The organism is Sphingopyxis sp. Root1497, from assembly GCF_001427085.1.
Lineage (GTDB): Bacteria > Pseudomonadota > Alphaproteobacteria > Sphingomonadales > Sphingomonadaceae > Sphingopyxis.
Genome location: NZ_LMGF01000005.1, coordinates 241,058 through 261,790 on the forward strand (window position 1 = coordinate 241,058; position 20,733 = coordinate 261,790).

The following is a 20,733-nucleotide window of genomic DNA, read 5'->3' on the forward strand; positions in this document are numbered from 1 at the left end:
AATGGCAGAAACTGCTGCCGAGCGCCAAAATAATGCGTCGCCGCGGCGGCAAATGCTGCGCATGGCGGCGGTGATGGCGATGGCGGGGCTGCTCGCGGCGTGCCAGGTCGTGCCCAAGGGCAATGGTCCGACGACGGTGGTGACGCCCGATCGTCCGCCCGAGGCGATCGAACCCGGACTGCCGACCGATACCGACCGTCACCGCGTCGCGCTGCTGGTGCCGCAGACCGGACCCAATGCCGATGTCGGCATGGCGATCGCCAATGCGACGACGCTGGCGCTGCTCGACACCAAGACCGAACGCGTCCGCATCACCACCTATGACACCGCGCTTGGCGCGGCGGCGGCGGCGCAGCAGGCGGTCGCCGACGGCAACAAGCTGATCCTCGGCCCGTTGCTGACCGAGGATGTCGCGGCGGTGGCGCCGGTCGCCCGCGCCGCGAAGGTGCCGGTATTAAGCTTTTCGAACGACAGCGGCGTCGCCGGCAATGGCGTCTTCATCATGGGCTTCGTCCCCGGCCAGTCGGTCGAGCGCGTCGTCGCCTATGCGCGCGGCAAGGGCCATGTCCGCTTCGGCGCGCTGGTGCCCAAGAATGTCTATGGCGACCGCTCGGCGGCGGCATTCCGCGCTGCGGTGGCCGAAGCGGGCGGCACGCTGGTCGCGGTCGAAAGCTATGACCGCAGCGCCACCGCGCTGACCGGTGCGGCGCGGCGGCTCGCCAATGGCGGCGCGATGGATGCGGTGCTGATCGCCGATTCGGGCGGCAATGCGATCCGCGCGGTGCCGATCATCAAGGGCACCGGCGGCAAGCAGATCCTGGGGACCGAGCTGTGGAACACCGATTCGTCGCTCGGCACTAACGCCGCGATGCGCGGGTCGTGGTTCGCCAGCGTGTCGGACGGGCTCTATGGCCAGCTCGCGGGCAAATATCGCACCCGGTTCGGCAAGGCGCCCTATCGTCTCGCCAGCCTGGGCTATGACTCGGTCCTGCTGACGGTGCGGATTTCGCGCGACTGGAAACCGGGGACGAATTTCCCGGTGAACCAGCTGCTCGCGGCCGATGGTTTCGGCGGGATCGACGGCATTTTCCGCTTCAACAACCGCGGCATCGCGATCCGCGCGCTCGAGGTCAGCGAAGTCGGGGCGGGCGGTTTTCGCGTGATCGAACCCGCGCCGACGAAGTGGTGAGCGGGGTTCGCGCCTCTCCGAGCGTGGCATAGTCGCCACAGTCGGGCGAAAAGCGGCACCCATTTACCACGGGCAGCCTTTACGACGGCTGCGCGTTCCCTATATGAGCGGTGCGCGCGATCGCGTCGATTCCGCGCGCCTATTATTCACGACCAGGAGATACAGCTATACCACCGCCCACAATTCGCCGCCCGATGGCGCCTATGCCGCCCAAGAACGGCCCGCGATACAATGAATTCATCGCCTCGCCCAAGGTCCGCGTGATCGACGAGGAAGGCGAAAATCTGGGCGTCATGCTGACTGCTGAAGCGATCGAACAGGCGGCCTCGGTGGGCCTCGACCTGGTCGAAGTATCCCCCAACGCCGATCCGCCGGTGTGCAAGTTCCTCGACGTGGGCAAGTATAAATACGAAGCCCAGAAAAAGGCGAACCTCGCTCGCAAGAGCCAGAAGACGCAGGAAATCAAAGAGATCAAGATGCGTCCGAACATCGACGATCATGATTTCGACGTGAAGATGCGCAAGGTGTTCGACTTCCTCGAGGAAGGCGACAAGGTCAAGATGACCATGCGGTTCCGCGGCCGCGAAATGAGCCACACCCAGCTCGGCCTCAACGTGCTCCAGCGCGTCGCCGAACTGACCTCGGAAATCGCGAAGGTCGAGGCGCATCCGCGTACCGAAGGCCGCCAGATGCTGATGGTGATCGCGCCGAAATAAGCGCGCGGGCGTCAGCCTATCGAAAAATTGCGGGCGGTCGTTCCAATGGGGCGGCCGCCCGCTTCGTATCGGCGCTCGGTCATCTGCACGCTACCGGCGGCGGCGATCAGGACGAGGGTCGAGGCGCGGGTGCCGTAAAGGTCGCCGCGCAGGAACAGCGCGGGATCGTCCTCCTCCATCAGCGTGTCGAGCAGCGATGCCGGATCGGTGCGCGCTTCGACCACCGCCGCTAGCGCGGCGCGCAGCCGTTCGGCGCGCGGGCAGGGCTGGTCGACGGGTTCGTTGGCGAGCGCGTGGACGCCGGGCGCGAGCGGCATGATCAGCGGCACCGGGCGATTGGTCAGCAGCCGCGCCTCGCCGCCGGCGACGGCAAACAGATTGAAGGCGTTGAACCGTGACAGATCGTCCGCTTCGGGATCGGCGAAGCGGCCATCGCCGCGCAGCATGTCGGTGACCAGCGCGCCGCGCGATTCCTTCGCGGGGTCGGGCATCGCGCCGCGCACATTGGTGACGACGACAACCCGGCCGCTCGGCGCATGGACGCCGAGCCAGGTGCCGCCCGCCTGGAGGTCGCGGCCGGCGACGATGCCGCTGTCGTCGTCCCATGCGGCGAGCGGGGCCGCAGGGCGGGCGTGAAACTCGTCGCGGTTGCCGATCAGGATCAGCGGCCAGTCGGGATGGATTTGGTGAGCGAGGGCGACGACACACATGGCGGTGCCTATCGGGTGCCGCGGACCGTTTGCCAAGCCCACCTCTTCAGTGTATTGTGTCGATATATCACTCATTGCCCGCGTCTTGAAATGGTGATAGCCTTCGCGCCTCTTTCTGGAGGGGGAGGTGAATATGAACAATGGGGTCAAAACACCCTGGCATCTATGGGTGGTCGGGGGTCTATCGCTGCTATGGAACCTGTTCCCGGTGGTCGATTTCACGATGACCAACATGCAGAATGAATTCTGGCTGTCGCAATATAATGAGGCGCAGCGCGCCTTTTTCCTGTCGACGCCGGCGTGGGCCAATCTGGGCTGGGCAGTTGGCGGTTTCGGTTCCTTCGTCGGTTCGCTGCTGTTGCTAATGCGATCGCGCCATGCGCCGACCGCTTTCATGGTGTCGGCAGTAGGGTTGGCGGTAGTAAGCTATTACCAGCTCGTGCAGAATGGCGACCGGTTGAAGCAATTGCTTGGCGACATCCCGCTCTACACGAGCATCACCGTCTGGGTGATCTTGCTCGCGCTGTTCTTCTATGCCCGCGCGATGGCGGCGAAGGGCGTGCTGCGTTGAACGGAACGGTCCTCCCTGTCGCGAAGCGATGGGGAGGGGGACCGCCCGCGTAGCGGGTGGTGGAGGGGCCAGCGACGTCGCGCCATNAGCAACCGTCGCTCAACGCGCCCGGATGAAGGCGCGCACATCCTCGGACAATTTGTGGCGATCCTCGTCGCGGATATACATCATGTGGCCCGCGCCGTAGTAAGTGTAGTGGATGCGGTCCTGCGGGATGCCGGTGCGCGATAGCGCATATTCGGCGGCGAAGAACGGCGTCGCGAAATCATAATAGCCCTGCGCGACCAGCACCTTCAGCCCTGAATTCTCACGCAACGCCTGCCCGATATAGGGCGCGACGTTGAGATAGGCGTTGGTGTCGCGGCCACCGATGCGCCAGTCCCATTGCCCGCCGATGCTGCCGATCGACTGATATTCGCGGTCGGTCTTGAATCCGAGCCCGTCGCGCGCCCAGCTGTTGATCGCGGCGGTATAAGAGGCGTCGATGCCATAGAAGCTGGGGTCGTTGTCGGGGCCTTCGCCGGCATTGTCATAATCCTTGCCGGTGTAGCGGCTGTCGAGGCGGCCGACGGTGAGGCCGCGGTCGCGCAGCAATTCCTTGTAGAAGCGCTGCGGGGTGACGCGCAGGTCGGCCTGTTCGAGATAGGTTTCGCTAAGCCCGGTAAAGCGCGCGAGCTCGCGGCGGATCGCGGCGCGTTCCTCTCCCTGCAGTTTCTGACCCTTGAGCAGCGCCGACGCATAGGGGCCGATCGCCCATTGCCGCGCTTCCTCGACGAATCCCTCGACCGACGAGGCCTGCGCCTTGCCATGATAGAGCGCGGTCGCGGCCATCGAGGGCAGGTTGGTGATCGGCGACAGCTCGTTGCCCGGCGTGTCGGCGCCCGCCGCGAAATCGAGCACGGTCGAGATCAGGATGATGCCGTTGAGCGCGACATCATTGTAGGTGTCGTTCATCAACTCGTTGGCGACGGCGGCCGAGCGGGTGGTGCCATAGCTTTCGCCGCCGAGATATTTGGGGCTGTTCCAGCGGCCATTGTCGTTGAGCCACAGCCGGATGACCGAAGCGACGAGCTTGGCATCCTGCGTGACACCGTAATAATCCTTGGGGTCGGCCTTGCCGATCAGGTGCGAAAAGCCGGTGCCCGGCGGGTCGATGAACACGACGTCGGTGACGTCGAGCAAGGCGTCGGGATTATCGACGATCGGATAGGGCGGCGCGCCGTCGTCGACCCCGGTGCCGGGGATGGCGACGCGCTTGGGTCCGAAGGCGCCCATCATCAGCCAGACGGTGCCCGAACCCGGGCCGCCGTTGAACAGGAAGGTGATCGGCCGGTTGGGGTCGCGCGGCTCCTTGATATAGGAGGTGGTGACGACCGCGACTTCGGGCACGCCGTCCTTGGTCTTGATGATCGTCTCACCGATCGTCGCGGAATAATTGATCCGCTGGCCGCCGAAGGTTCCGCTCAGTTTCGTTGTGCGAACCTGCGGGGTGATGTCGGCGGGCTTTTCTGCCTTGGCCTTGTCGGCGGGCGCGTCCTGCGCATGGACGATGGCAGGCGCGGCAAAGGCGAGCGCCAGGGCGATGAGCGACGGACCCGATTTCATGATTTTCTCCCCGGTTGAGGCGCGGACGCTAATCCGGGCACGGGGAGCGGGCAAGGGTGTCGGTCGGCTGCGGCGACGCTTTGGTCGAAGGGGTGTCAGGCGGCCTTGCGCTGCACTGTCAGTTGCAGCCCGAGCGCGTCCAGCACAGCGGTCAGCGTTTCCAGTGTCGGATTGCCGTTGTCCGACAGCGCCGTATAGAGCGCTTGCCGCCCGAGACCTGCCTTGCGCGCAATCTCGCTCATGCCTTTCGAACGTGCGACGTCGCCCAGCGCGCTGGCGATATGCTTCGGGTCATTCCCTTCCATCGCCGCTTCCAGATAGAAGAGAATGTCTTCTGCCGTTTCGATGTACTCGGCGGGGTCAAAAGGCGTCGTCTTCAATACCATCATCCGCCTCCTTTGCCAGTTCCTTGGCCTTTGCGATGTCGCGTGCCTGGTTATCTTTGTCGCCGCCTGTCAGAAGCAGGACGAGCGTGTTGCCTCGCCAAATATAATAGATTCGATAACCCGGCCCGAAAGCCAGTCGCAGCTCCTGGACATTGTCACCGACAGATTTCGTGTCTCCGGCATTGCCCGCGGCGAAACGCTTCAGTCGGTCAGCAATCCTGAACCGTGCGCGTCGATCCCGCAAATCGCGAAGCCACTTTTCAAATTGAAGCGTCTGGCGGATTTCGATACTTTGTCCTTTATAAAGGACATTTGGGATTTTGTCAATTGGCTCATCCATGGGGCGATCTTCCTTCTCGGGGAAGCGTGCCGCTTAAATGTGCCCCATGTTACCGCCGTCAGCCACCATAGAAATCCAGAATTTCAGCCGCAATGGACAGGACTACCGCCCCCGCGCGTCCCCGGCCCGACGCGCGGCGCGGGCCACCCACGCCGCGATCAGCGGGCCGACAAGATCCGGTCCATCACCCAAGCGGTATGCGCGGCGCTTTCGCCGGTCGAGGGATGCGGGCCGCGACCCGCGAGATGATCGCGCATCGCCTCGACGTGGAAATGCTGGATGACCGGTGGATGCGCAACGACCGTCTCGACGGCGGTGCCGTCGCGAACGAGCCGCAGGGGGGCGTCGTCGAAGATCGAAAACAGGATGCGGCCGGCGCTGCCGATGATCTCGACCCGGTCCTCGCGGTCGGCGGCGCCGAAATTCCAGCTTCCCGACCCCGTCACGCCCGCCCGGTGCAGCCAGCATCCCGTCACCGCATCGGCGGCGCTGTAACGGCCCTGCTGGTTGAGCGCGAAGCCCGCGACGTCGGCGACCTCGCCGAACAGCCAACAGAACAGGTCGAGACCGTGGCTCGCGAGGTCGTCGAAATAGCCGCCGGGCGCGACCGCCGCGTCGACGCGCCAGTTGGTCGCTTCGACATCGGCGGGGCTGGCGGGCTTGGTCAGCGTCCAGTGGACATGGCGCACGCATCCGATCGCACCCTCGTCGAGCCAAGCCTTGACCTGCCGGAAGCGGGGGAGCGTGCGGCGGTAATAAGCGACGAAGAGCGGCAATCCGCGCGCGGCAAAGGCGTCGCGGATACGGACGCAGGCAGCGTGGTCGGGTGCCATGGGCTTTTCGATGCAGCAGGGCTTGCGCGCGCGCGCGACGTCGAGCGCATAGGCCTCGTGGCTGTCGGGCGGGGTCGCGATATAGACGGCGTCGATATCGGAGGCGTTGATCAGCGCCTCGGCGCTATCGAAGACATGCGGTACACCGTGACGGGCGGCATAGTCATCGGCCTTTGCGCGGGTGCGGCCATAGAGGCCGTGCAGGGCGAAACCCTCCACCTGCTGATAGGCGGGCGCGCTTTTGCGCTCGGTCACGTCGCCGCAACCGATCATGCCCCAGCGGATCAGGGCCATCGGGTCGTCACCGGCCCCACTTGGTCTTGCTAGCCTTCCCGAACCGCCCCTTGCGCGTGCCCGGCTTGCCCTCGTTCGAGCGCCCGACGCGCGGCGCCACTTGTTGATCCGCCGGCAGGCCCAGCTCGTCGGCTTCGAGCCGGCGGATTTCGTCGCGGAGCTTGCCCGCCTGCTCGAATTCGAGGTCGGCGGCGGCGTCGCGCATCTGTTTTTCGAGGTCGGCGATGTACGCGCGCAGATTGTGGCCGACCATATGTGCCGGCTTGTCCTCGCCGATGTCGATCGTCACCTGATCCTTCGACGCGACATGCGCGATGATGTCGCCGATGTTGCGCTTGATCGTCGTCGGGGTGATGCCATGTTCGGCGTTATACGCCTCCTGCTTTTCGCGGCGGCGGTCGGTTTCGCGCATCGCGCGTTCCATGCTGCCGGTGATGCGGTCGGCGTAGAGGATGACGCGGCCGTCGACGTTGCGCGCGGCGCGGCCGATGGTCTGGACGAGGCTGGTCTCGCTGCGCAGGAACCCCTCCTTGTCGGCGTCGAGGATCGCGACGAGCCCGCATTCGGGGATGTCGAGCCCTTCGCGCAGCAGGTTGATGCCGACGAGCACGTCGAACACGCCCAGACGCAGGTCGCGGATGATCTCGATACGTTCGAGCGTCTCTACGTCGCTGTGCATGTAGCGGACCTTCAGCCCCGCCTCATGGAGGAATTCGGTCAGATCCTCGGCCATGCGCTTGGTGAGTGTGGTGACGAGGGTGCGGTATCCCGCGGCGGCGGTCGCCTTCGCCTCCATGATCAGGTCGTCGACCTGTTCTTCTACCGGCTTGATGAACACCGGCGGGTCGATCAGGCCGGTGGGGCGGATCACCTGCTCGGCGAAGACACCCTGGGTGCGGTCCATTTCCCAGGTACCCGGCGTCGCCGACACGCTGACCGTCTGCGGGCGCATGACGTCCCATTCGGCAAAACGCAGCGGGCGATTGTCGATGCACGAGGGCAGGCGGAAGCCATATTCGGCGAGCGTGATCTTGCGGCGATGATCGCCCTTCGACATCGCGCCGATCTGCGGGATCGTCTGGTGGCTCTCGTCGACGAAGAGCAAAGCGTTGTCGGGCAGATATTCGAACAGGGTCGGCGGCGGCTCGCCGGGCAGGCGGCCGGTGAGGAAGCGGCTGTAATTCTCGATCCCCGCGCAACTGCCGGTCGCGGCGATCATCTCGAGGTCGAAATTGGTGCGCTGTTCGAGCCGCTGCGCCTCCAGCAGCCGGCCTTCGGCTTCGAGCTCTTTCAGCCGCTCGGCGAGTTCATGCTTGATCGCCTCCGACGCCTGCTTGAGCGTCGGGCCGGGGGTCACATAGTGGCTGTTCGCATAGATGCGGACATGGTTGAGGTTGGCGATCTTCTTACCGGTCAGCGGATCGAACTCGGTGATCTCCTCGATCTCGTCGCCGAAGAAGCTCACGCGCCAGGCCATGTCCTCATAATGCGAGGGGAAGATTTCGAGGCTGTCGCCGCGGACGCGGAAATTGCCACGCGCGAAGGCCTGATCGTTGCGCTTATACTGGAGCGCGACGAGCTTGCGGATGATCTCGCGATTATCGACGACCTGACCTTTCTTGAGGTCGAAGATCATCGCCGAATAGGTCTCGACCGAGCCGATGCCATAGAGGCACGACACCGACGCGACGATGATGACGTCGTCGCGTTCGAGCAAGGCGCGCGTCGCCGAGTGGCGCATGCGGTCGATTGCCTCGTTCACGCTCGACTCTTTTTCGATGTAGGTGTCGGACCGCGGCACATAGGCCTCGGGCTGGTAATAGTCGTAATAGCTGACGAAATATTCGACCGCATTGTTCGGGAAGAAACTCTTGAACTCGCCGTATAACTGCGCCGCGAGGATCTTGTTCGGGGCGAGGATCAACGCCGGGCGCTGCAACGCCTCGATCATCTTGGCCATGGTGAAGGTCTTGCCCGAGCCGGTGACCCCGAGCAGCACCTGGTCGCGCTCGCCGGTCAGCGCGGTATCGACCAGTTCGCGGATCGCGGTCGGCTGGTCGCCCGCCGGCTCATATTCGCTGACCAGTTCGAACGCCCTGCCGCCCTCGACCTTGTCGGGGCGCGCGGGGCGGTGGGGGACGTAATCGGGGGCGGTATCGATTTCGTCGAGCGAGGTGCGAATCTGAATTGCCATCCCCGCCAATATGGAGGTTATAGGCGCCAATCCAAGGCCGAAAGGCGAGGGGGTCGGGCTTTCGAGGGGGATAGGGTGTCGCTGTCTGTTTTGCCGCTTATTTTCATGGCCATGACGCTGCAGGGCGATGCCGCCGCACTAGCCGCGTCGCCCGCCGAAACGGTCGAAGCCGGGAAAAGTCCGGCGATGGTCGAGGCGCTCGCGAACCAGGCGCAGATGGCGCGGGGGCCGCGGCTGATCGGCGAATTTCAGCCGGCCTATAGCGACGAACAGCGCGCGGCGGGAATGCTGGGGCAGGGACGCATATCGATCATCGTGACCGCCGAGGGGAGTGTCAGCGAAGCGGCGATCCGGTACAGCAATGCGCCGCCCGAACTCGACGCGTCGGCGCTGGCTGCGGCGCGCGGGCTGAAATTCACCCCGGCGGTCGACAAGGCGGGCAAGGCGATTGCGGTCCCCGCGCTGTTGCCCTTTTCGTTCGAAGCGGCGGGCGGTCATCCCATGTATGTGACGCGCGTCGAGCCGGTGTTCAGCGATGCGGCACGCGCGGCGGGCGAACATGGCAAGGTGGTGATCGACGGCAAAATCGGTGCCGACGGGCGGATGGTCGACGCGGTCGTATTCCAGAGCAGCCGGTCGGCCTCGCTGGACGCGGCGGCACTCGAAGCCGCCACCGCGTCGCGCTATCGTCCCTATCGCGATGGGGCGGGGCAGCCTTATGCGCTGCCGGTGCGGGTGCCCTTCAGCTTCGACAATTACCGCACGCCCGGACCCGGCGGCGGCATATTGCGCTATCGCTGCGACCAGTTCGCGCGCGACGAAAGCTGGTGGGCCGCCAACTGGCCGGCGAGCGAGAAGAATGAATTCTATTCGATGATGCTGGGCATCAGCGCGTTGTCGCAGGGCATGCTGACGCAGGTTTCGCAGTTCAAGGAAAAGAAGGCGGCGTTCGACAAGCGCTTTGCGGCGGCCCGGCTCGAATGTGCGGCCCGGCCCGACAAGCTTTTCGTCGACGTCATGAAGGTCGAAGGACCGATCGCGCGGCGGATGGCCGAGAAAGCGAAATAGCGCCGCGATATTGGCATTGCCAAGCCGGACGATATGGGGAGGATGATCGCATCATGATTTCGAAGGACAGGGGAATGACCATGAAAAGAGGCATGGTTCTGGCGTTCGCCGGCAGCCTCGTCCTCGCGGCGTGCGGCGACAAGGGGGCGGCCGAACAGGCGCCGCCCGAAAAGCCCTGGCCCGGCAGCTGGACGCAAAAGATCGAGGTTCTCGAACTGAGCGGCGAAGGTGCTCCGGCGAATGCCAGGGAAGAGTTGAACGCGATGTTCGCCGAACTGGGCAACGCGACCCTGTGCATCACGCCCGAACTGGCCGACCGGATGGATATTGCGAAGCGTGTCGCCGATCTGGCTTCGCAAGGTGGCGATTGTCGTTTCGGACGGCGGATCTCGAGCGGCAAGAATGTCGATTTTTCCGCGACATGCGAAGGGCCGAGCGGATCGATGACGATCGCGGGCAAGGGAATAAGCGGCACGACCGCGCAGGATGTGACGGCGACGATCACCGGGCTCAAACCCGATGGTTCGGTCAAGGGCAAGATGGTCTGGCATGTGACCGGCGAACGCAAGGGCGAGTGCGGGCCGGATGATATCGTCATCCCGGTCCCCGAAGCGCCGGTCGCGAAAATCTGAAGGGAGACGAGTCATGCTGGGTTATGTGACCATGGGCGCCAGCGATCTGGACCGGGCGCGGGAATTCTATTCCGCGCTGCTCGGGACGATCGGCGCCAGCGAGTTGATGCGCATGTCGGATACGGAGGCCAACGGTTTCACGTTGTACGGCACCGGTTGGGGCCAGCCGGGGATCGCGGTGACGCGGCCCTATGACGGGCAGCCCGCGGATCGCGGCAACGGCCATATGGCAGCACTGGTCGTCGACGAGCGTGCCAAGGTCGATGCGCTGCACGCCAGGGCGCTCGAACTCGGCGGGACGTGCGAAGGGGCGCCGGGGGTGCGCGGCGACGAAGGCGAGCAGGCCTTTTACGCCGCCTATTTCCGCGACCTCGACGGCAACAAGCTTTGCGCCTTTCGGATCGGCCCGGCCTGAGCGCCGCCGCCTGGCTCGACCGGCGGTGGACGCCGCTCCTCATCGGACTGGCGGCGGGGCTGGTCGCGGTCGGCGCGGCGTTGCTCGCCGGCAAGGGGGCGCCGCAGGAGGCGCTGCTCGCGGCGCGCTGGACCGCGCGTGTTGCCGCGCCGCTCTTTCTCGTCGCCTATCTTGCGTCGACCCTGTGGCGGCTGTCGCCGGGGGCGATCACCGCCGCGCTGTTAAGGCGCCGCCGCCAATGGGGGCTGGGCTTCGCGCTGGCGCATACGATCCATCTCGCCGCGCTGCTGGTGAACATCATCGCCTTTCGCCCGCGGCCGGTCGCGACGCTGGTCGGGGGTGCGCTGGCCTATGCGATGATCTATCTGATGGCGCTGACGTCGAACGACGCGTCGCAGCGCCTGCTCGGGCGCGGCTGGACCTGGCTCCATCGCATCGGCATCCATTATATCTGGCTGATCTTTTTCATCAGCTATGCGAGCCGGGCGATCCACGCCGACCCCGCCTATCATGTCGAGGGGCGGATATTGGCGCCGCTCTTTCTTGTCGCGCTCGCGCTGCGGCTTTATGCACAGCGCAGGCGACGATGATGCGCCGGCAAGGGCGCGCGCACATGATTTTCGGCTGTGGAATGATGAATGGACTTGCCGGGCGGGTAAACAGGTGGGGCTATTCGCCCGCCCGGCGAAGTCTCTGTGTATGAGGCGGGCGAACCATGTGACCGGCGCCAGGGACCAGCTCGCACCTGCCGATTCACCAACCTCAATTCGTCAAGCCAGACCAAGGCCCGGACCAGACAGCGACGTCATGAAGACAACGTCGCCACAATCATGGAATGCCCGAAATGGGACAAGTTGGCGAGTTACATCGGGTCACGTAGCGGGTTGTTGCAATCCATTAAGGAATTTTTAACCTTGTTTGGGCTTTTTCCGCACACACTTTGCCGCCGCGCAATATTATGTTATGGAACTCGCCTTCGTTGTTACCGTTACAAAGAAGTAACAACGGCTGGTCGCGCCCCGTTATTGGCGTATCTACCACGCCGCAGCTCGCTTGTGGGCATTTGGGGGTAGTATGGACCGCACAAAAGCGAGCGTTGACCAGAGCAGCGATGATGGCGAGCGGATCGTCGCCGACGAACTGGCGCGCCTGCTAGAATCGCCGATGTTCGTGCGCTCGCCGGTGCTCACCCGCCTGCTTCAATATCTGGCCGACCACCGGCTGCAGGGCAATCGCACCGCGCCCAAGGCCTATGCGATCGCGACCGAGGCGCTGGGACGCAGTGCCGATTTCGATCCCGCGGTCGACAGCTATCCGCGCGTGATGGTTGGCCGGCTGCGCAACCTGCTCGACCGTTATTATGCCGAGACGCCGTGGCTGCACCGCTTGCGCGTGCCGCAGGGCAGCTATGAGATCGTTGTCCAGCATCGCGCCGCGCCGCCGAGTTCGCGGAGCGCCGACGCGCCCGACGCGCCGCACGATGAGCAGGGGCCAGCCGGCGCGGCGGTCCCGGAAGCCGCGGGCGGGAGCGCCGTACCCGCCAGGCCGGCGCAGGCCGCCGCATCGCGGCCGCGCGGTATCTGGCTGTGGCTGGGTTTTGTGGTGGCGCTGGCGTTCGCGGCCGCGGCCGGATGGTGGTTCGCCCGTTCCGACGGGCATTTGCTCGGCGCCGATTTCGTCGCGATGCCGACGATCGAGGTGAGCAGTCCGGCGGCGGGCGACACCGGGCCGTCGCGGGCGATGGCGCGCGGGCTCGACAGCAAGCTGCGCGACGGGCTGCGGCGTTTCGAACTGGTGCAATTGCTGTCGTCGCGCGGTCCCGGCGCCGCGGCGCGGCAGACCCCCGCCGACTATCGCCTCGATGCCTCGATCGTCCGCGCGCTCGAGGGCGGTGCGGTCGACGTGACGCTGGTGCTCAACCGCGTTGCCGACGAGCGCGCGATCTGGTCGCAGCAGATCCGGCTGGGGCAGGACGATGTTCCCGAGTTCCGCGGGCTCGAGCCGGCGATCGCCCAGATGGCGGGCGATTACGGAATCATCGTGCGCGACCAGTTGCAGCGCGAGCCGAACAATTATGCGCCGGGCTTCCCGTGCCTCGCGCAGTTCAACCGGTTGCGGCAGATGCGCACTCCGGTGGCGGCGCAGCGGGTCGACCGTTGCCTGCGTGCCACGATCGTCGACCTGCCGGGCGATCCGGTGCCGCTTGGCGCGCTGTCGTTGCTGCGTTTCGGCGATTGGCAACCGCTGCGCGCGACCCCCAAGGGTAAGCAAGCCTTTGCGGAGGCGCAGGATTTCGCCCGGCGCGCCTATACGGCCGCGCCGAACAGCGCGGCCGGAATTTTTGCGATGGCGCGCGCCCATTTTTATGTCGGTCAATGCCAGCGCGGGGTGGCGATGGGCAACGCCGCGGTCGAGCTCAATCCCTATGACCCCGATCTTGCGGGGTTCATGGGGCTGTTCAAGACATCGTGCGGGCTGACGGCGGACGGCGAGGCGTTGCTGACGCGTTCGGTGATGCTCGACGATTCGCACGCCGGGGTTCCCGCGGTGACGCTCGCCTTCCTGCGCTCGCAGCGCGGCGAGCAGCCCGAGGCGCTGGCGCTGCTCGACCGGATGCCCTCGCCGAGCAATATGGAACCGCAATATCTGATGGTGCGGTCGGTCGTGCTGGCGCGGATGGGCAAGGTCGACGAAGCGCGGATATTGTGGCGCCGGCTGCTCGACTATACCGGCCAGCCGGCCGCCGCGCCGCCCGAAATGGTGCTGCGCCAGTTCATGATCACCCCCTCGGTAATCGCGCGCGCGTCGATCGCGCTGCGCGAATCGGGTGTCGTCGGGCCGGGATCGGCGGCGCCGCCCGCCGCAGCCAGGGCGACCAATTGACAGTGGGTTCGCGGGCGAACAGGATCGCCCGATGCTGACCGCGATCGCCGCCCTGACCCTCGCCGCCGCGCCGGTTCCGCCCGCCGCGGTCGCGGTCGCGTTCGACCGCGAGGGCCACATCGAAACGCGGGTCGTCGAAGGCGCCGCGGATCGCGATGCCGGGCGGCTGCTGACCGCCGACGATCCGGTACGGATCGCGTCCATTTCCAAACTGGTCGTCGCACTCGGGGTGATGCGGCTCGTCGAGGCCGGGACGCTCGATCTCGACCGCGACGTGTCGGATTATCTCGGCTGGCGGCTGCGCGCGCCGGCCTATCCCGACAAGCGGGTGACGCTGGCGCAATTGCTCGGCCACCGCGCCGGGCTGACCGACAATGTCGACTATGCGCTGCCGCTCGGCACCGAACTGGAAAAGATCCTGCAGAATCCCGCGGCATGGGACATCGCCCGACCGCCGGGGGGCGATTTCGCTTATGCCAATCTGAACTATCCGGTGGTCGCCGCGGTGATCGAGGCGGCGACGGGCGAACGGTTCGACCGGGCGATGGCACGGCTGGTCCTCGAACCGCTCAAGCTCGACGCCTGTTTCAACTGGACGACGTGCGGCGACGGCGCGGTTGCGCGCGCGGTGGTGCTGTACGGCGCCGACGGCAGCGTTCAGCGCGACGACCTGAAAAGGCGGCTGCCTGCCTGTCCGGCCGTGCCTGCCGCCGACGGCAGCTGCGATCTGACCACCTATCGTCTCGGCCGTCATGGTGCCGGGTTCAGCCCGCAGGGCGGTTTGCGTATTTCGGCGAACGGGCTGGCGCGGATCGGCGTGATGTTTCTTCGCCGCGGTGGCGGCTTTCTGAAGCCCCAAAGCCTGGCCCGGCTGGAGGCGATGGCCCCGGTGAATCCGACGAGCGGCGAGGGGACCGGCGGCTTTTTCTGCGAATATGGCCTTGCGATGCATAGCAATGGCGGCCCGGCGCTTGCCGATCCGGCGTGCCGCGACGATTTGTTCGGCGACGGCCGCCTGCGCCTTGGTCATTCGGGCGATGCCTATGGTTTGCGGTCGGGATTGTGGTTCGACCTTGAACGCGGGCAAGGCATCGCCTATTTCGTCACACAGGTGCCGGAGGGGCAGAAAGGGAAGCGGTCGGCCTATAGCGCCGCAGAGGAGGCATTGGTCGACAAAGCACGCGCCGGGCACCCCGACGCCAGCCCTCTTGCCAGCCCCGCTGGCGCACACTAGGGCAAATTTCAACATTCACGGCTTAGTCAGAAAAGGAATAGCGCATGAGCGATTCGGCCGAAAAGGTTAAGAAGATCGTCGTCGAACATCTGGGCGTCGAAGCCGACAAGGTCACCGAGGAAGCGAGCTTCATCGACGATCTGGGCGCAGACAGCCTCGACATCGTCGAACTGGTGATGGCGTTCGAAGAAGAATTCGGTGTCGAAATCCCCGACGACGCGGCGGAAAAGATCGCCACCGTCAAGGATGCGATCGACTATATCGAAGCGAACAAGGGCTAACGCCCTGCGGTCCGGCCTGGCCGGACGCGGCGGCGACGCCGCCCACGCGTTTCCGGCTTCCCGGTCCCGAGCGCTCGCGCGCAGAGACCGGGAAGCTTTTTTTATGCGCCCGCTTTCCCTAAAAGGGCGCCGATGATGCTGCCGGGTCCCGGGCGAACGGGGACCGACGAAAGGAATGACTATGCGCCGGGTTGTGGTGACGGGATTGGGTTTGGTGACGCCGCTGGGCGCCGATGTGGAAACCACATGGGCCAATCTGCTCGCCGGCAAATCGGGCGCGGGCCAGATCACCCATTTCGACGCGTCCGACCAGAAATGCACCATCGCGTGCGAGGTCAAGGGACCCGACCATGAATATGGTTTCGACCCCGGCAAGCGCGTCGACCACAAGGTGCAGCGCCAGGTCGACCCCTTCATCATCTTCGGCATCGACGCCGCGGGCCAGGCGATCGAGGACGCCGGCCTCGAGGATATGACCGACGAGCAAAAACTGCGCGCCGGCTGCTCGATCGGGTCGGGTATCGGCGGCCTGCCGGGCATCGAGAGCGAAAGCCTGTTGCTCGCCGAAAAGGGTCCGGGCCGCGTTTCGCCGCACTTCGTCCACGGCCGCCTGATCAACCTGATCTCGGGCCAGGTCAGCATCAAATACGGCCTGATGGGTCCCAACCATGCCGTAGTCACCGCCTGTTCGACCGGCGCGCATTCGATCGGCGACGCGGCGCGGATGATCCGCGACGACGATGCCGACATCATGCTCGCGGGCGGCGCCGAGGCGACGATCTGCCCGATCGGCATCGCCGGCTTCGCGCAGGCGCGCGCGCTCAACATGAGCAGCAACGACGCGCCTGAAAAGGCCAGCCGTCCCTATGACAAGGACCGCGACGGCTTCGTCATGGGCGAGGGCGCGGGCGTGGTGGTGCTCGAGGAATATGAGCATGCCAAGGCACGCGGCGCCAAGATCTACGCCGAGGTGGTCGGTTACGGCCTGTCGGGCGACGCCTATCATGTCACCGCGCCGCACCCCGAGGGCTTCGGCGCCTATCGCTCGATGGAAATGGCGCTGAAGAAGGCAGGCATGACCCCCGGCGATATCGACTATGTCAACGCGCATGGCACCTCGACGATGGCCGACACGATCGAGCTCGGCGCGGTCAAGAAATTGTTCGGCAACGAGATCGCCAATGTGTCGATGAGCTCGACCAAATCGGCGATCGGCCATCTGCTTGGCGGCGCTGGCGCGGTCGAGACGATCTTCTGCATCCTCGCGATCCGCGACCAGATCGTCCCCCCGACGCTGAACCTCGACAATCCCGACGAAGGCACCGACGGCGTCGACCTGGTGCCGTGGAAGGCCAAGAAGCGCGTCGTCAAGGCGGCGCTCAACAACAGCTTCGGTTTCGGCGGCACCAACGCCAGCCTGATCGTCAAGGCGGTAGACTAATACCCGATCCTCCCTGTCGCGCAGCGATGGGGAGGGGGACCGTTCGCGAAGCGAATGGTGGAGGGGCCGGCAACGTCGCGCCATCGCACCTCCGTCAGCGCTTCGCGCTGCCACCTCCCCATCGCTGCGCGACAGGGAGGATTAAAAGCCTTTCCTACATTATCCCGCCATGCTTTACCCCTTGGCACGACCCGCCGGGCAACCGGTGTTAAAGCCACAAAGGGCACAATCCGGTACGGTGCATGCGGGGCTTTTGTGGCTTTAGGTAAAGCCATCTGACCGACGGGAGAATGAAAAGTGCATCCGTTCCGCTGGCTGACGATGGCGATCCTCGCCCTCCTGCTCGCCGCTTGCTCGGACGGGGCGCCGCGCGATGCCGTCGTCGTCATCCCGCAGGGCGCGAGCATCGCCAAAGCGGGCGAAATCGTCGAAAAGGCGGGCGCGGTGTCGGCGTCGAGCTTTCGCAACGAGGCGCGCTTCTTCGGCGGCGACGCGCCGATCAAGCCCGGCGAATATAAGATCGAAAAGGGGATGGACGCGGGCGACATCCTCGCGCTGTTCCAGTCGGGCAAGACGATCCAGCGCCTGGTGATGATCCCGGAGGGCATGCCGTCGATCATGGTGTGGGACCGGCTGATGGCCGAAAAGCGGCTGAAGGGCGAAATCCCGGTGCCCGCCGAGGGCAGCATATTGCCCGACAGCTATGCCTTCACCACCGGCGAAAGCCGCGCCGCCGTCGTCAAGCGGATGCAGGCGGCGATGGACAGGGCCTTCGACGACTTGTGGAAAAAGCGGTCCCCGCGCACCGCGGTCAAGGACCGCAACGAGGCGATGACGCTGGCCTCGATCGTCGAGAAGGAGACCGGCGTCGCCGCCGAGCGCCGCACCGTCGCGGGGGTTTACACCAATCGCCTCGGTGTCGGCATGCGGCTCCAGGCCGACCCGACGATCATCTATCCGATCACCAAGGGCAAGCCGCTCGGCCGCCGCATATTGCGCTCCGAAATCCAGGCGGTGAACGGCTATAACACTTATGCAATGGTCGGCCTGCCGCAGGGGCCGATCGCCAACCCCGGCAAGGCGTCGATCGCCGCGGTGCTCGACCCCGAGGCGAACGACTATCTCTTCTTCGTCGCCAAGGGCGATGGCGGCCATATCTTCGCGCGGACGCTGTCGGAGCATAATGCCAATGTGCAGAAATGGTACGCGCTGCGCCGGGAGCGCGGAGAGATCGAATAGTTCGCATCGGCGGCGGCGAGGGGAGACGGTATGACGGCAAAGCTTTTCCTCCATGGCGTGCCCGACAGCCCGGCGATCTGGCGACCACTGCTCGCCGAACTCGACCTCGGCGACACGCCCGTCGCGGTGCCTGCGCTCCCCGGCTTCACCGCGCCGCTGCCCGTGGGCTTTCCGGCGACCAAGGAAGCATATGCCGACTGGGCGGTGGGGCAGGCCGAGGCGTTGTTCGCGGCGCATGGTCCGATCGACATCATCGGCCACGACTGGGGCGCGCTGATCGCGCAGCGGGTGGCGATGCTGCGGCCCGACCTGCTGCGCAGCTGGGCGGTGTCGAACGCGGTGATCGACCCCGACTATCGCGGGCACCGGCTGGCGCGGATCTGGAACACGCCGATCCTCGGCGAATTGTTCATGGCGCTCAGCAAGCCCGCGAAGCTCGCCGCAGGGCTGGCGGCGGCAGGGATGCCCGCCGACATCGCGGCGGAGGAGGCGGCGCAATGGGCGAACAAGGACAAGCGCCGCGCGATCCTGAAACTTTATCGTTCGGCGAAGGGGCTGAGCTTCGCGCACGACTGGGCGCTCGATATTCCGAAGCTGCCGACGGCGGGCGCTCTCGTCTGGGGCGCGGGCGATCCCTATGTGGAATTGTCGGTGGCGCAGCGCTTTGCGGCGACCACCGGCACCCCGCTCACGGTGATCGACGGGGCAGGGCATTGGGCGATCGCCGAGCGCCCGGTCGAGGTCGCCGCGGCGCTGAAGGCGTTCTGGAGCGGGCTAAGCACCGGATAATATTATGTCATCGCTTTGTACGATTATTGTGACGAACAAAATCGATTGGAAGTTTGCGGGCCGGCGAACCACATGCGCGGCGATCCCGAACGGGTGTCCCATGGACGATGGCCATCCCCCTCCTCCCTGCCGCGCCCAATTCCGTTCGTGATCGGCGATCCGGCCACCCCCCCTCCCGGCCGGGTCGCTGGTGCCGCGCCCATCATCGTGACCGCGACGATGGGTGCGGCCGACCAGCGCTTTTTCGATGCGCTGCGGCAGGCCCATTTCCCGCCCGCGCGCAATGTCCTCCGCGCGCATCTCACCTTGTTTCACCAACTGCCGCCGTCGTGCCTTGCCGAGCTCGACCGGCTGCTCAAGGCAATTGTCGCCGACGGGCCGCCGCCCGCGACGGTGAGCGACATATTTTCGCTCGGTGGCGGGGTCGCCTATCGCGTCGACAGCCCCGAACTGCTCGCGATCCGCGAATATATCGCCGACTGGTTCGCGGGATCGCTGTCGGCGCAGGATCGCGGCATCCCGCGGCTCCACATCACGGTGCAGAACAAGGTCGAGTCCGCGCAGGCGAGGGCGCTGCTCGCCGAATTGCGGCGCGATTTCCATCCGCGCCCGCTGTCGATCGTGGGACTGGCCGCGCATCATTATCGCGGCGGTCCTTGGGAAACCGCGGTCACGCGCAATTTTCGCGGCAGGCGCTGACGAGGTCAGCGAGCATATTGACCGGGGCGCACCGCCTATCTATAGGCGCGGCTCGCCCGCCCGATCTTGGGTGCGGCGGCCTTTCGGGGCGGAGTAGCTCAGCTGGTTAGAGCACCGGAATCATAATCCGGGTGTCGGGGGTTCAAGTCCCTCCTCCGCTACCAACAGGCCCATTGACGGCGAGCGTAACGAAGCGATCAATCGCCGCGACGCTAAGAAGACATTTAGTCAATAATGGGGATCCCTGCTGATCGCCTCCATTGCTTTGTAAACGGGCACCTTAGACCAAATGCCATCGCTGACGATGTGAATGACGCTCCCTCGCCCTTGAAGTAGACCGGCCGCGCTGCGAGTGCCCGTCGCATAGCGTAAGCTGCCAAGCTCTCTGCTGGCCTTGCCGTCGAGCTTTACAACTGTGATGCGGTTGGCATCGTCGCCGTAGCCGCCGCCCAGCACCACAATATCATCCTTCACTGCGATGGCCCGCGCCCCAGCGACGCTATTCGACCAGAACACCGGCTTGCCCCCACTGATCCGGGCGATTGGAAAGTCCGTGTAGAAGCACGCCCACAGGTCGGTTCCGGCAAGTGTCATCGCATATGAGTCGGCAATCGAGTGATCTTCGTCCACTTGGTCGTTGAACGACCAGATCGGCGTGCCCAAAGCGTCGAAATAGCCAACCCAGATGGTGCCATCCGCCGAACATAGCAAATTCTCGATCCCGTCCCCGAGAGCCATGTCGCGCTCTTTCCGTCCATCAGCGGCGTAGATGCGACCATTTCTCTCGCCCTTATCGGCACGGGAACCGGCAACGAGCCACCTGCCATCCGGCATCCTGTCAACGACCGGATGCGCCCCACATGGCATGATTGCCACATCGGTCTCCTCAACCCCATCGAAGATCGACAGGCGCATGTCGCCGCCCCAGACCTTTGGATATTTCCGCGACTGGTCGCCGCCGTTCACCGCCTCCAACCAACGCATATGTTCGACATGAACATCCTGGCGCGTGCGAACGAGCGCCAGTCGTCCATCCGTCAACGCAGTGTAGCCATAGTCAAACCACCCTTCCGGCGTAGCCGGGAGAGGGATCGGTTCCGTTATCGATTCTATCTTGATCATGATGCGACGCTCGCAGTTCGGTGTGGAGAGCACAACCGTTCAACCGATTGCCCGCAATCGGAACGGCAATCGCCGCGTCAGGGAGCTTGATG

At 65.2% G+C, this 20,733-nt stretch carries 21 protein-coding genes and 1 tRNA gene; 15 read left to right on the top strand and 7 right to left on the bottom strand.

Annotated features, from left to right (window positions below; genetic code table 11):
- The first annotated feature begins 1 nt into the window (after position 1).
- A complete protein-coding gene (locus ASD67_RS15600) occupies positions 2 to 1,189 on the top strand; it encodes a penicillin-binding protein activator (RefSeq protein WP_056351994.1) in 1,188 nt (395 codons plus the stop codon).
- Between the two features lie 194 nt (positions 1,190 to 1,383).
- The gene (infC, locus tag ASD67_RS15605; protein WP_056349184.1) at positions 1,384 to 1,905 is read left to right on the top strand and encodes a translation initiation factor IF-3; all 522 of its coding nucleotides are present in this window, start codon (positions 1,384 to 1,386) and stop codon (positions 1,903 to 1,905) included.
- Between the two features lie 11 nt (positions 1,906 to 1,916).
- Here infC and ASD67_RS15610 read toward each other — a convergent pair whose 3' ends face one another.
- Complete coding sequence (locus ASD67_RS15610) at positions 1,917 to 2,615, bottom strand: NRDE family protein (protein ID WP_056349187.1); 699 nt, start codon at positions 2,613 to 2,615, stop codon at positions 1,917 to 1,919.
- Positions 2,616 to 2,748: 133 nt separating this feature from the next.
- Here ASD67_RS15610 and ASD67_RS15615 point away from each other — a divergent pair, with 133 nt between their 5' ends.
- Positions 2,749 to 3,186, top strand: coding sequence for a hypothetical protein (locus tag ASD67_RS15615; RefSeq protein ID WP_056349190.1), 438 nt, complete (start codon positions 2,749 to 2,751; stop codon positions 3,184 to 3,186).
- A gap of 99 nt (positions 3,187 to 3,285) precedes the next feature.
- Here ASD67_RS15615 and ASD67_RS15620 read toward each other — a convergent pair whose 3' ends face one another.
- The 5 genes from ASD67_RS15620 to uvrB all read right to left on the bottom strand — a co-directional run bounded on the left by ASD67_RS15620 (position 3,286) and on the right by uvrB (position 8,838).
- A complete protein-coding gene (locus ASD67_RS15620; protein ID WP_056349192.1) occupies positions 3,286 to 4,791 on the bottom strand; it encodes a S10 family peptidase in 1,506 nt (501 codons plus the stop codon).
- 95 nt (positions 4,792 to 4,886) lie between these two features.
- Positions 4,887 to 5,177 carry an addiction module antidote protein gene (locus ASD67_RS15625; protein WP_200938044.1) on the bottom strand — a complete coding sequence of 97 codons (291 nt, stop codon included), beginning with the start codon at positions 5,175 to 5,177 and terminating at the stop codon, positions 4,887 to 4,889.
- Positions 5,152 to 5,517, bottom strand: a complete 366-nt coding sequence (locus ASD67_RS15630) for a type II toxin-antitoxin system RelE/ParE family toxin (RefSeq protein WP_056349197.1) — start codon at positions 5,515 to 5,517, stop codon at positions 5,152 to 5,154. Before ASD67_RS15630 ends, ASD67_RS15625 begins: the two co-directional genes overlap by 26 nt.
- 158 nt (positions 5,518 to 5,675) lie before the next feature.
- Positions 5,676 to 6,644 carry a Gfo/Idh/MocA family protein gene (locus ASD67_RS15635; protein WP_056349201.1) on the bottom strand — a complete coding sequence of 323 codons (969 nt, stop codon included), beginning with the start codon at positions 6,642 to 6,644 and terminating at the stop codon, positions 5,676 to 5,678.
- Between the two features lie 7 nt (positions 6,645 to 6,651).
- On the bottom strand, positions 6,652 to 8,838 hold the full coding sequence (uvrB, locus tag ASD67_RS15640; protein WP_056349203.1) for an excinuclease ABC subunit UvrB: 2,187 nt from the start codon (positions 8,836 to 8,838) through the stop codon (positions 6,652 to 6,654).
- A 105-nt stretch (positions 8,839 to 8,943) separates the two neighbouring features.
- On the opposite strand from uvrB, the gene ASD67_RS15645 reads away from it, so the two are divergent.
- The 12 genes from ASD67_RS15645 (at position 8,944) to ASD67_RS15700 (ending at position 19,683) form a co-directional block, all read left to right on the top strand.
- Positions 8,944 to 9,906 carry a TonB family protein gene (locus tag ASD67_RS15645; protein ID WP_056349207.1) on the top strand — a complete coding sequence of 321 codons (963 nt, stop codon included), beginning with the start codon at positions 8,944 to 8,946 and terminating at the stop codon, positions 9,904 to 9,906.
- Between the two features lie 74 nt (positions 9,907 to 9,980).
- Entirely contained in the window at positions 9,981 to 10,538 is a 558-nt protein-coding gene (locus ASD67_RS15650) for a DUF3617 domain-containing protein (protein WP_162248598.1), read from the top strand.
- Between the two features lie 13 nt (positions 10,539 to 10,551).
- Entirely contained in the window at positions 10,552 to 10,953 is a 402-nt protein-coding gene (locus ASD67_RS15655) for a VOC family protein (RefSeq protein ID WP_056349214.1), read from the top strand.
- Positions 10,926 to 11,543, top strand: coding sequence for a hypothetical protein (locus ASD67_RS15660; RefSeq protein ID WP_056349217.1), 618 nt, complete (start codon positions 10,926 to 10,928; stop codon positions 11,541 to 11,543). Before ASD67_RS15655 ends, ASD67_RS15660 begins: the two co-directional genes overlap by 28 nt.
- Positions 11,544 to 12,027: 484 nt before the next feature.
- The gene (locus ASD67_RS15665; RefSeq protein WP_056349222.1) at positions 12,028 to 13,836 is read left to right on the top strand and encodes a tetratricopeptide repeat protein; all 1,809 of its coding nucleotides are present in this window, start codon (positions 12,028 to 12,030) and stop codon (positions 13,834 to 13,836) included.
- Between the two features lie 31 nt (positions 13,837 to 13,867).
- Positions 13,868 to 15,070, top strand: a complete 1,203-nt coding sequence (locus ASD67_RS15670) for a serine hydrolase domain-containing protein (RefSeq protein ID WP_056349224.1) — start codon at positions 13,868 to 13,870, stop codon at positions 15,068 to 15,070.
- A 44-nt stretch (positions 15,071 to 15,114) separates the two neighbouring features.
- Positions 15,115 to 15,351: an acyl carrier protein gene (locus tag ASD67_RS15675; RefSeq protein ID WP_003039428.1), complete on the top strand. Its 237-nt coding sequence runs from the start codon at positions 15,115 to 15,117 to the stop codon at positions 15,349 to 15,351.
- A gap of 181 nt (positions 15,352 to 15,532) precedes the next feature.
- Complete coding sequence (gene fabF / locus ASD67_RS15680) at positions 15,533 to 16,792, top strand: beta-ketoacyl-ACP synthase II (protein ID WP_056349227.1); 1,260 nt, start codon at positions 15,533 to 15,535, stop codon at positions 16,790 to 16,792.
- 321 nt (positions 16,793 to 17,113) lie between these two features.
- A complete protein-coding gene (gene mltG / locus ASD67_RS15685; protein ID WP_056351997.1) occupies positions 17,114 to 18,031 on the top strand; it encodes an endolytic transglycosylase MltG in 918 nt (305 codons plus the stop codon).
- 30 nt (positions 18,032 to 18,061) lie between these two features.
- The gene (locus tag ASD67_RS15690; RefSeq protein ID WP_056349230.1) at positions 18,062 to 18,820 is read left to right on the top strand and encodes an alpha/beta fold hydrolase; all 759 of its coding nucleotides are present in this window, start codon (positions 18,062 to 18,064) and stop codon (positions 18,818 to 18,820) included.
- A 219-nt stretch (positions 18,821 to 19,039) separates the two neighbouring features.
- The gene (locus ASD67_RS15695; protein WP_056349232.1) at positions 19,040 to 19,519 is read left to right on the top strand and encodes a 2'-5' RNA ligase family protein; all 480 of its coding nucleotides are present in this window, start codon (positions 19,040 to 19,042) and stop codon (positions 19,517 to 19,519) included.
- Between the two features lie 87 nt (positions 19,520 to 19,606).
- A tRNA-Met gene (locus ASD67_RS15700) sits at positions 19,607 to 19,683 on the top strand.
- 64 nt (positions 19,684 to 19,747) lie between these two features.
- On the opposite strand, the gene ASD67_RS15705 is transcribed toward ASD67_RS15700, so the two are convergent.
- Positions 19,748 to 20,641: a hypothetical protein gene (locus ASD67_RS15705; protein WP_056349235.1), complete on the bottom strand. Its 894-nt coding sequence runs from the start codon at positions 20,639 to 20,641 to the stop codon at positions 19,748 to 19,750.
- Positions 20,642 to 20,733 lie beyond the last annotated feature (92 nt).

Coding starts and splice junctions, on each gene's coding strand:
- uvrB (WP_056349203.1), bottom strand. CDS start 8,838: ATGGCAATTCAGATTCGCACCTCGCTCGACGAAATCGATACCGCCCCC.
- ASD67_RS15695 (WP_056349232.1), top strand. CDS start 19,040: ATGGGTGCGGCCGACCAGCGCTTTTTCGATGCGCTGCGGCAGGCCCAT.
- ASD67_RS15655 (WP_056349214.1), top strand. CDS start 10,552: ATGCTGGGTTATGTGACCATGGGCGCCAGCGATCTGGACCGGGCGCGG.
- fabF (WP_056349227.1), top strand. CDS start 15,533: ATGCGCCGGGTTGTGGTGACGGGATTGGGTTTGGTGACGCCGCTGGGC.
- ASD67_RS15670 (WP_056349224.1), top strand. CDS start 13,868: ATGCTGACCGCGATCGCCGCCCTGACCCTCGCCGCCGCGCCGGTTCCG.
- ASD67_RS15645 (WP_056349207.1), top strand. CDS start 8,944: ATGGCCATGACGCTGCAGGGCGATGCCGCCGCACTAGCCGCGTCGCCC.
- ASD67_RS15610 (WP_056349187.1), bottom strand. CDS start 2,615: ATGTGTGTCGTCGCCCTCGCTCACCAAATCCATCCCGACTGGCCGCTG.
- ASD67_RS15600 (WP_056351994.1), top strand. CDS start 2: ATGGCAGAAACTGCTGCCGAGCGCCAAAATAATGCGTCGCCGCGGCGG.
- infC (WP_056349184.1), top strand. CDS start 1,384: ATGGCGCCTATGCCGCCCAAGAACGGCCCGCGATACAATGAATTCATC.
- ASD67_RS15665 (WP_056349222.1), top strand. CDS start 12,028: ATGGACCGCACAAAAGCGAGCGTTGACCAGAGCAGCGATGATGGCGAG.
- ASD67_RS15615 (WP_056349190.1), top strand. CDS start 2,749: ATGAACAATGGGGTCAAAACACCCTGGCATCTATGGGTGGTCGGGGGT.
- ASD67_RS15620 (WP_056349192.1), bottom strand. CDS start 4,791: ATGAAATCGGGTCCGTCGCTCATCGCCCTGGCGCTCGCCTTTGCCGCG.
- ASD67_RS15630 (WP_056349197.1), bottom strand. CDS start 5,517: ATGGATGAGCCAATTGACAAAATCCCAAATGTCCTTTATAAAGGACAA.
- ASD67_RS15650 (WP_162248598.1), top strand. CDS start 9,981: ATGACCATGAAAAGAGGCATGGTTCTGGCGTTCGCCGGCAGCCTCGTC.
- ASD67_RS15675 (WP_003039428.1), top strand. CDS start 15,115: ATGAGCGATTCGGCCGAAAAGGTTAAGAAGATCGTCGTCGAACATCTG.
- ASD67_RS15705 (WP_056349235.1), bottom strand. CDS start 20,641: ATGATCAAGATAGAATCGATAACGGAACCGATCCCTCTCCCGGCTACG.
- ASD67_RS15625 (WP_200938044.1), bottom strand. CDS start 5,177: ATGGTATTGAAGACGACGCCTTTTGACCCCGCCGAGTACATCGAAACG.
- ASD67_RS15690 (WP_056349230.1), top strand. CDS start 18,062: ATGACGGCAAAGCTTTTCCTCCATGGCGTGCCCGACAGCCCGGCGATC.
- ASD67_RS15635 (WP_056349201.1), bottom strand. CDS start 6,644: ATGGCCCTGATCCGCTGGGGCATGATCGGTTGCGGCGACGTGACCGAG.
- mltG (WP_056351997.1), top strand. CDS start 17,114: ATGGCGATCCTCGCCCTCCTGCTCGCCGCTTGCTCGGACGGGGCGCCG.